At 73.4% G+C, this 8454-nt stretch carries 7 protein-coding genes; 5 read left to right on the top strand and 2 right to left on the bottom strand.

Translation table 11 applies throughout. The annotated features are described in order from the left end of the window. Positions 1 to 261: 261 nt before the first annotated feature. The 5 genes from rsmI (at position 262) to AOK16_RS21915 (ending at position 6456) form a co-directional block, all read left to right on the top strand. Positions 262 to 1128: a 16S rRNA (cytidine(1402)-2'-O)-methyltransferase gene (gene rsmI, locus AOK16_RS21935; protein ID WP_079101650.1), complete on the top strand. Its 867-nt coding sequence runs from the start codon at positions 262 to 264 to the stop codon at positions 1126 to 1128. Positions 1129 to 1304: 176 nt separating this feature from the next. Next, positions 1305 to 1781: a hypothetical protein gene (locus tag AOK16_RS21930; protein ID WP_055473899.1), complete on the top strand. Its 477-nt coding sequence runs from the start codon at positions 1305 to 1307 to the stop codon at positions 1779 to 1781. Positions 1782 to 1936: 155 nt separating this feature from the next. Further along, positions 1937 to 2911, top strand: coding sequence for a TatD family hydrolase (locus AOK16_RS21925; RefSeq protein WP_055473898.1), 975 nt, complete (start codon positions 1937 to 1939; stop codon positions 2909 to 2911). Positions 2912 to 2968: 57 nt separating this feature from the next. Continuing rightward, on the top strand, positions 2969 to 4693 hold the full coding sequence (locus tag AOK16_RS21920; RefSeq protein ID WP_055473897.1) for a dolichyl-phosphate-mannose--protein mannosyltransferase: 1725 nt from the start codon (positions 2969 to 2971) through the stop codon (positions 4691 to 4693). A 107-nt stretch (positions 4694 to 4800) separates the two neighbouring features. Continuing rightward, a complete protein-coding gene (locus AOK16_RS21915; RefSeq protein WP_055473896.1) occupies positions 4801 to 6456 on the top strand; it encodes a penicillin-binding transpeptidase domain-containing protein in 1656 nt (551 codons plus the stop codon). Between the two features lie 112 nt (positions 6457 to 6568). Here AOK16_RS21915 and AOK16_RS21910 read toward each other — a convergent pair whose 3' ends face one another. Next, positions 6569 to 7351, bottom strand: a complete 783-nt coding sequence (locus AOK16_RS21910) for an SDR family NAD(P)-dependent oxidoreductase (RefSeq protein WP_055473901.1) — start codon at positions 7349 to 7351, stop codon at positions 6569 to 6571. Positions 7352 to 7689: 338 nt separating this feature from the next. Beyond that, positions 7690 to 8454, bottom strand: a 765-nt coding sequence (locus AOK16_RS21905) for a serine hydrolase domain-containing protein (RefSeq protein ID WP_157859304.1), incomplete at its 5' end; no start/stop codon positions are given.

The raw sequence follows: 8454 nt of genomic DNA, 5'->3' as shown, positions 1-8454 counted from the left end.
CCATCGGGCCGCGCGCGTACGGCGGGTCCGGCTCCTTGACCCGGCCACGGCGTGCGCCGCGCGCGGCCCGATGGCTGCCCTGCGTTCTGCTCACGACGCTCCCACCTAGTCCGACGGGGTCGGGTGCGGTGCCTGCCCGGGTCCGGGACCTTAGCGGAGGATCCGGTCACTATCCAAAGCGACGCGATCACACCGCGTCACCACGCGGTGGGGGCTCCTGCCCGCGCCGGGGCGGGGGGCGCGCCCTGCGAGGATGATGGGGTGACTGGAACACTCGTGCTTGCCGGAACGCCTATCGGGGACGTGGCGGACGCCCCACCCCGGCTCGCCGCCGAACTCGCCGCCGCCGACGTCGTCGCCGCCGAGGACACCCGGCGGCTGCGCCGCCTGACCACGGCGCTCGGCGTCCAGCCGGTGGGGCGGATCGTCTCGTACTTCGAGGGGAACGAGTCCGCCCGCACCCCCGAGCTGGTCGAGGCCCTGACCGGCGGCTCGCGCGTCCTGCTGGTGACGGACGCCGGAATGCCGTCCGTCTCCGACCCCGGCTACCGCCTGGTGGCCGCCGCCGTCGAGCACGGCGTGCGGGTGACCGCGGTCCCCGGCCCCTCCGCCGTACTCACCGCGCTCGCCCTGTCCGGCCTCCCGGTCGACCGGTTCTGCTTCGAGGGGTTCCTGCCGCGCAAGGCGGGCGAGCGGCTCGGCCGCCTCCGTGAGGTGGCCGACGAGCGCCGCACCCTCGTCTACTTCGAGGCCCCGCACCGCCTGGACGCCACCCTCGCCGCGATGGCCGAGGCCTTCGGCGCCGAGCGCCGCGCCGCCGTGTGCCGGGAGCTGACCAAGACGTACGAGGAGGTGCGGCGCGGCCCGCTGAAAGAGCTGGCGGAGTGGGCCGCCGAGGGCGTACGCGGTGAGATCACTGTGGTAGTCGAGGGCGCCCCCGCGCCCGGCCCCCAGGATCTGACCCCGGCCGAGCTCGCCCGCCGCGTGGCGGTCCGCGAGGAGGCGGGCGAACGCCGCAAGGAGGCCATTTCGGCCGTCGCCGCCGAGGCGGGGCTACCCAAACGCGAGGTGTTCGACGCCGTCGTGACGGCAAAGAACACGCCACTCGAACGGCCCACAGGAAAGTAAAGGATTACGCTGGAACGCAAAGCTCCAGCCGCCCTGACGGGCCCTTTCACAACCGCCCCCAAAATCTGGATCAACAGGTGGCAGGGGCTGCTGCGTTCTCGCTGGGACAGGCGTCCACTGGACATTGGGACGATCCGGTCCCAGAGAGGCTTGTCCTGTGGACAAGAGGAGCTGGCATGAGTGAGATCGCAGACACCCCTCGCGGTGTCCCCCCGCTGTCCCGCACCGCACGACCCGAGCCACCCACCCACGAGGCGTACTCCTTCGCCTGTATGCGATGCGGCCACGGCTGGGAGCAGGAGTACGAAATACGTCACCACGTCGACACCGAGGGCCGGGCATACGTCACCTACCACGCGGGCGGTGAGCGCGTCCCTTCCCCGCTGACCCGGCCCACCTGCCTGAACTGCGACGGCCACGTCGTACGCATCATGCGGTCCGGGCAGATTCCCACGGCCGCCGCGGGGCTCGCGCATCAGGGGATCGCCGGTCCGCTGCTGCCCTCCGAGGCGCCGATGGCGCCCACGGTGACGACCGCGGGCGGCGGGTCCCGTGAGGCGGGCGGGGAGGCCGCCGCGCGGACCGGGCGGAACGCCCCGGCGCCCCAGCGCCGGCACTTCTCCGATCTGCTGCACGTCTTCCACCGGAAGTAGCGCGCGGGCCGGGCCTTGCAGGCGGGCCGGGCCCTATAGGCGGGCCCTTCCGGAAACCCGCTCCTATGAGCGGGTTTCCGGAACCCCGGCCTTGCCCGGCCTTATGGGCACGGGCCCGTCCGGCCGGATCCGGGCGGGCTCCTAGGATGGCTGCCATGGCGGCGAAGGCATCCACGAACGGCACCGGCGGCAACGGCAACGGCACGAAGAGCGGCGCGGCCGCCAGGACGGCCGACAAGACCGCGCCTCCCCCGCCGCCGGAGCCGCTGCGCGTACCCGTCGCGGACTCCCACACCCACCTCGACATGCAGAGCGGCACGGTCGAGGAGGCGGTCGCCGCAGCCGCGGCGGTCGGGGTCACGACGCTGATCCAGGTCGGCTGCGACGTGGCCGGGTCCCGCTGGGCGGCCGAGACGGCCGCGGCCCACGACAGCGTCTGGGCGACCGTGGCCCTGCACCCCAACGAGGCGCCGCGCATCGTCCTCGGCACTCCCTCTTCTGGGGGACAAGCCCCCCAGACCCCCCGCGCCGGCTGGTCGCGGCAGGGCGCCCGCCGGCCCGGCGGTGACGCCGCGCTCGACGCGGCCCTCGCGGAGATCGACGCGCTCGCGGCGCTGCCGTACGTACGGGGCGTGGGCGAGACCGGTCTCGACTACTTCCGGACCGGGCCCGACGGGGTCGCCGCCCAGGAGTGCTCCTTCCGGCGCCACATCGACATCGCCAAGCGGCACGGCAAGGCGCTCGTGATCCACGACCGGGAGGCGCACGAGGACGTGCTGCGGGTGCTGGCCGAGGAGGGGCCGCCGGAGACCGTGGTCTTCCACTGCTTCTCCGGGGACGCGGAGATGGCGAAGGTCTGCGCGGAGCGCGGGTACTTCATGTCGTTTGCGGGGAATGTCACATTCAAGAACGCGGGGGCGCTGCGGGAGGCGGTCGCCGTGGCCCCGCTCGACCTCCTCCTGGTCGAGACCGATGCGCCGTTCCTGACGCCGGCGCCGTATCGGGGGCGCCCCAACGCCCCCTACCTGATCCCGATCACGCTCCGCGCGATGGCGGAGGTCAAGGCCGTCCCCGAGGACACCCTCGCGACCGCCGTTGCCGCGAACACGGCCCGCGCCTTCGCGTACTGACCCCGGCCGGGCCCCCGGTGGGAGCGCAAGGACAGGTGGGTTCCCTACGATGGCGCGGTGACCAGTGACACCGTGACCAGCGCACGGCCGGCGCTCGATGAGCAGCGAACCCCGGCCTGGCAGCTGCGGCTGCGCCGCCTCGGGCACGTGGACCGGCCGCGGACCCCCGTACGGGACCGGCTGACGCCGCCGTACTCGACGCCCGGCGCCCGGCTGTGGTCCGTGCTGGGCCTGGGCCCGCACCTCGCGGACCGGCTGGCCCGCTGGGCGGGCTGGATCGGCCCGCTCCTGGTCGCGCTGCTGGCGGGCGCCCTGCGCTTCTGGCACCTCGGCTCTCCCCGGTCGGTGATATTCGACGAGACGTACTACGCAAAGGACGCCTGGTCGCTGCTCCAGTACGGCTACGAGGGCAGCTGGCCGAAGAACGCCAACGAGCTGATCCTCCAGAACCCCCCGCGCGTCCCCCTCAGCGCGGACCCCTCGTATGTCGTGCACCCGCCTGTCGGGAAGTGGACGATCGCCCTCGGCGAGGGGCTGTTCGGCCTGAACCCCTTCGGCTGGCGCTTCATGCTCGCCGTGCTCGGCACGCTGTCCGTGCTGATGCTGTGCCGCATCGGGCGGCGGCTGTTCCGCTCCACCGCGCTCGGCTGCCTGGCGGGCCTGCTGCTGGCGGTGGACGGGCTGCACTTCGTGATGAGCCGCACCGCCCTGCTCGACCTGGTGCTGATGTTCTGGGTGCTCGCGGCCTTCGGCTGCCTGCTGGTCGACCGGGACAGGACGCGCGCCCGGCTGGCCGCCGCGCTCCCCGCGGGCGAGGGCGGCGACGTGCGGCCCGACGCCGGCGTGGGCGACCGGCTGGGCCTCGGCCTGCGGCCCTGGCGGCTCGCCGCGGGCGTGTGCCTGGGCCTGGCCTGCGCCACGAAGTGGAACGGCCTCTACATCCTGGCGGCCTTCGGCCTGCTGACCATCCTGTGGGACGCGGGCGCCCGGCGGACGGCGGGCGCCACGCGCGCGTACCTCTCGACGGCCCGGCGGGACCTGCTGCCCGCGTTCGCCTCGCTCGTCCCGGTGGCCGTGGTGACCTACGTCGCCACCTGGTCCGGCTGGTTCGCCACCCAGGGCGGCTACTTCCGCGACTGGGCCTCCGACCCGGCCCGCCAGGACTCCACCTGGAGCTGGGTGCCGGGCCCGCTGCGCAGCCTGTGGCACTACCAGTCGGAGGTCTACGACTTCCACGTCGGCCTGACCTCGCCGCACACCTACCAGTCCAACCCCTGGTCCTGGCTGGTCCTGGGCCGCCCGGTCTCGTACTTCTACGAGTCCCCGGCGGCCGGCGAGCAGGGCTGCCCCGCCGACACGGTCGGCAAGTGCGCGCGCGAAGTGCTGGCCATCGGGACGCCGCTGCTGTGGTGGGCGGCGTGCTTCGCGGTGCTGTACGCGCTCTACCGCTGGGCGTTCCGCCGCGACTGGCGGGCGGGCGCGATCCTGTGCGGAATCGCAGCGGGCTGGCTGCCCTGGTTCCTGTACCAGGAGCGCACCATCTTCCTCTTCTACGCGGTCGTGTTCGCGCCGTTCCTGTGCCTCGCGCTGGCGATGATGATCGGCGCGATCCTCGGCCCACCCGGGTCGAGCGAGCGGCGCCGGGCGGTGGGCGCGGTGGGCGCCGGCGTGCTCGTCCTGCTCATTGTGTGGAACTTCATCTACTTCTTCCCCATCTACACAGGGCAGCCCCTACCGATGGAGGCGTGGCGGAATCGGATGTGGCTCGACACCTGGGTGTGACATCTGCCTGATGTCGTAGAGTTCGGCGCAATCGCTCCCCTCGACCGAGTGATTGAAGCCGTCGTTGAAAGTCCGTTTTGGCCCGTAGGGCTGTGGGGGGTTCTGGCATGCGCAGTGGCGCAAAAGTCGCCGTCGTCGGCGGGGTGTTCGCCGCGATGGTGGGGGCGGCGGGATACGGGGCGTACAGCCTGCTGGGCGGGGGCGGCTCGGGCTCGGGCGATCCGCTGAGCGTGGTCGCGGAGGCCGGGAAACCCTCGCCGGTCAAGACGGGCCCCCCGTCGGCGGCCGAAGTCAAGGAGACCGCGCGGAAGTTCCTCGCCGCCTGGGCGAAGGGCGACGCCGCCGGGGCCGCGAACCACACGGACAACCGCCAGGACGCCGCGGCCGCGCTCAAGTCCTACCGCGAGGACGCGCACATCTCCGAGGTCAGGCTGACCCCGCGCCAGGCCAACGGCAGGACCGTGCCGTTCACCGTCGACGCCGTCATCACGTACAAGGGCAAGAAGGCCGACTGGTCCTACGGCTCCGAGCTGACCGTCACCCGCGGGAAGACCACCGGACGGGCGCTGGTCGACTGGCAGGCCACCGTCGTCCACCCCGACCTGCACCGCGGCGACTCCCTGAAGACGGGCGAGGCCGACGCCGCGCCGATCAAGGCGCTGGACCGCAACGGCAAGGAACTGACCGAGGAGGAGCACCCGGCACTGCGCGGCGTGCTGTCCTCGCTGCGCGAACGGTACGGGGACAAGTCCGGCGGCGAGGCGGGCGTGGAGACGTGGATCTCCCGCGCCGACGCGGCGGGCTCCAAGGAGACCCCGGACGAGACGCTGAAAGTCCTCTCCAAGGGCATGCCCGGCACGCTGAAGACAACGCTCGACGCGGGCCTGCAGTCGGCGGCCGAGCAGGCGGTGCGCCAGCACGGCAAGGCGGGCGTGGTGGCGGTCAAGCCGAGCACCGGCGAGATCCTCGCGGTCGCCAACTCCCCCGCGGACGGCTTCAACCTGGCCCTCCAGGGCTCACTCGCGCCGGGCTCCACGATGAAGGTCATCAGCTCCGCTCTGCTGCTGGAGAAGGGCCTGGCGGGCTACGGGAAGCCGCACCCCTGCCCCAAGTACGCCTCGTACGGCGGCTGGAAGTTCCAGAACGACAAGAAGTTCGAGATCAAGAACGGCACCTTCGAGCAGAGCTTCGCGCGCTCCTGCAACACGGCCTTCATCACGCAGGCCGAGAAGCTGGACGACAGCGCGCTGACGAAGGAGGCGCAGGAGGTCTTCGGCATCGGCCTCAACTGGCAGACCGGTGTGCCGACGTTCGACGGGGCCGTGCCGGTGCAGACGAACGCGCCGAAGGCGGCCTCGCTGATCGGGCAGGGCGGGGTCCGGATGAACCCGCTCAACATGGCGTCGGTGGCGGCCACGGTGCAGTCCGGGTCCTTCAAGCAGCCCTACCTCGTCGCTCCGTCGCTGGACAACCGCCCGCTGGCCACGGCCGCCCGCTCCCTGCCGTCGGGCGTGCTCCAGCAGTTGCGCAGCCTGATGCGGCTGACGGCCACGGCCGGTACGGCGGCGCAGGCGATGTCCGGCGTGGGCGGGGACGTCGGCGCGAAGACGGGTTCGGCGGAGGTCGACGGGCAGAAGGACCCCAACGGCTGGTTCACCGCGTACCGCGGGGACCTGGCCGCCGCTGCGGTCGTCCCCGAGGGCGGCCACGGCGGCGACTCGGCGGGCCCACTGGTGGCCCAGCTCCTGAAGACGGGCGGCTGATTCTGAAGACCGGCGGCTGACGGTTCGCCTGCGGCGAGCTTCGGCTTGAGAGGGCCCGGCACTGCGGCGGAGAGCCGCGGCGCCGGGCCCTCGCCGGTTCCGGTGGGGGCCGTCAGCCCAGGAATGCCCGGCGCAGGCCCAGGTTGCTGATGAGGATGCCGCCGTCGACCGGGAGGGTGATGCCGGTGATCCAGGAGGCGTCCCGGGAGGCCAGGAAGGCCGTGGCGGCGGCGATGTCCTCCGGGACCCCGACCCGGCCGAGCGGGTAGTGGGCCTTGGCCCGCTCCAAACCCGCCTCCCGGCCCTGCCAGTTGGGGGTGTGGACCGTGCCGGGGGCGATCAGGTTGACGCGTACGCCGCGGGGCGCGGACTGGACCGCGAGCGTACGGGTCAGGCTCGCGAGACCCGCCTTGGCTGCGCTGTAGGCGTGGTTGCCGAAGTCCTGCTCGCCGTTGACCGAGCCGATGTTGACGATCGCGCCGCGCCCGTCCGGCGCGGCCGCCAGGTGCGGCATGGCGGCGCGGGCGCAGCGGAACGCGCCGTGGAGGGTGATCTCGAAGTCCCGGTACCACTCGTCGTCCGGCTCGTCCTCGAAGCGGGGGTGGTCGGGCGTACAGGACAGGGCGCAGTTGACGAGGACGTCGAGCGTGCCGAAGGCCGACACGGCGCGGGACACCGCGGCGTCGACCGCCGCCTGGTCAGCCACGTCGCACGGCAGCGCCTCCGCCGTGCCGCCCGCCGCGCGGACGCGCGCCGCGGACTTCTCGGCGCGCTCGCCGACCACGTCGGTGACCAGCACGCGCGCGCCCTCGGCCGCCAGCCGGTGGGCGATCGCCTCGCCGATGCCCTGTCCGGCGCCGGTGATCAGTACGCCGTAGCCCTCGAACCGCCGCATCGCGTCCTCCACGTCCCACGTCCTCTCAGGCCTGGCCGGGCTGTTCGTCCCGCTCTTCTCGGTCGACCGCTCGCGGCAGCGTCAGGAGCGTGCGGTTGAGCGGGAGTCGGGAGGGAGCGGCGCTCGCCGACCCGCACGACGGCACCCGTGGTGCGCCCGTGCTCCAGCGGCCACCCCGCCGACCCACGCCGTCCGGCAACCCTACGCGGGGGCAGCGGCCTTGCCCACGGGTCAGACGGATCCGCAACCGGCCCACGAGGCTGCGGACAGCTGTCCCGCAGGGGGCCGATGGGGCCCCCGGAACGCCTGCCCGCGGCGTGGGCCGAACCGTGGCTCGGTCAGACCTGCCACAGGCAGTCGCGTAGGGAGCGGACCAGGGCCTGGGCCCTGGGGTCCGCTGTGACGTTCTTCTGCATGCCGTTGGTGACGTAGGCGAAGGACGTCGCGGAGTCCGGGTCGGCGAAGGCGAGGGCGCCGCCGCGGCCGGGGTGGCCGAAGGAGCCGGGGCCCAGGAGGGGGCAGGAGGAACCGTGGAGCATGTAGCCCAGGCCGAAGCGGGAGTTGACGACCAGGACCCGGTCCGGCCCCTCGGACTCCTCGGTCCGGGCGAGGGTGACCGTCGCGGGCGCGAACAGCGGCTTCGCGGCGGGGCGGAAGGCGCCGCCCTCGCCCTCGACCGCCACCTCGCCGATCAGCGCGGCGTAGAAGCAGGACAGCGCGCGGGCCGTCGATATGCCGTTGGAGGCGGGGAGTTCGGCCGCGCGGTAGGCGGGGGAGTTCTCGTCCGGCGCGGGAGCGATGGCCCCGAAGGCGCGGCGCGTGAGGGAGGCCGGATCTCCGTACGCGTCCGCCACCGTGCTCTTGGCGCGGACCCGCAGCCCCTGCCCGGCGGGCGGCGCCGGCGCCTCGACCTCGGCGAGCCGCCCGACCCGCCCTTGCTCGGCCCGCGGCAACCCGATCCACAGATCGAGCCCGAGCGGCCCGGATATCTCCTCGGCCACCCACCGGCCGAGCGTCCGCCCGGTGGCCCGGCGGACGAGTTCGCCGAGCAGCCAGCTGTAGGTCTGGGCGTGGTAGCCGTGCGCCTCACCCGGCTCCCAGGC

The sequence above is a fragment of the Streptomyces pathocidini genome (genome assembly GCF_001418495.1).
In the GTDB taxonomy this organism is placed as follows: Bacteria; Actinomycetota; Actinomycetes; order Streptomycetales; family Streptomycetaceae; genus Streptomyces; species Streptomyces pathocidini.
Note: the sequence above shows the minus strand (reverse complement) of the source record. Positions and strands in the feature narration are given on the sequence as shown.

What these genes read in the sequence shown, in the direction of transcription:
- AOK16_RS21910 (WP_055473901.1), bottom strand. Translation starts at nt 7,351, where the DNA reads ATGCGGCGGTTCGAGGGCTACGGCGTACTGATCACCGGCGCCGGACAG.
- AOK16_RS21930 (WP_055473899.1), top strand. Translation starts at nt 1,305, where the DNA reads ATGAGTGAGATCGCAGACACCCCTCGCGGTGTCCCCCCGCTGTCCCGC.
- AOK16_RS21915 (WP_055473896.1), top strand. Translation starts at nt 4,801, where the DNA reads ATGCGCAGTGGCGCAAAAGTCGCCGTCGTCGGCGGGGTGTTCGCCGCG.
- AOK16_RS21925 (WP_055473898.1), top strand. Translation starts at nt 1,937, where the DNA reads ATGGCGGCGAAGGCATCCACGAACGGCACCGGCGGCAACGGCAACGGC.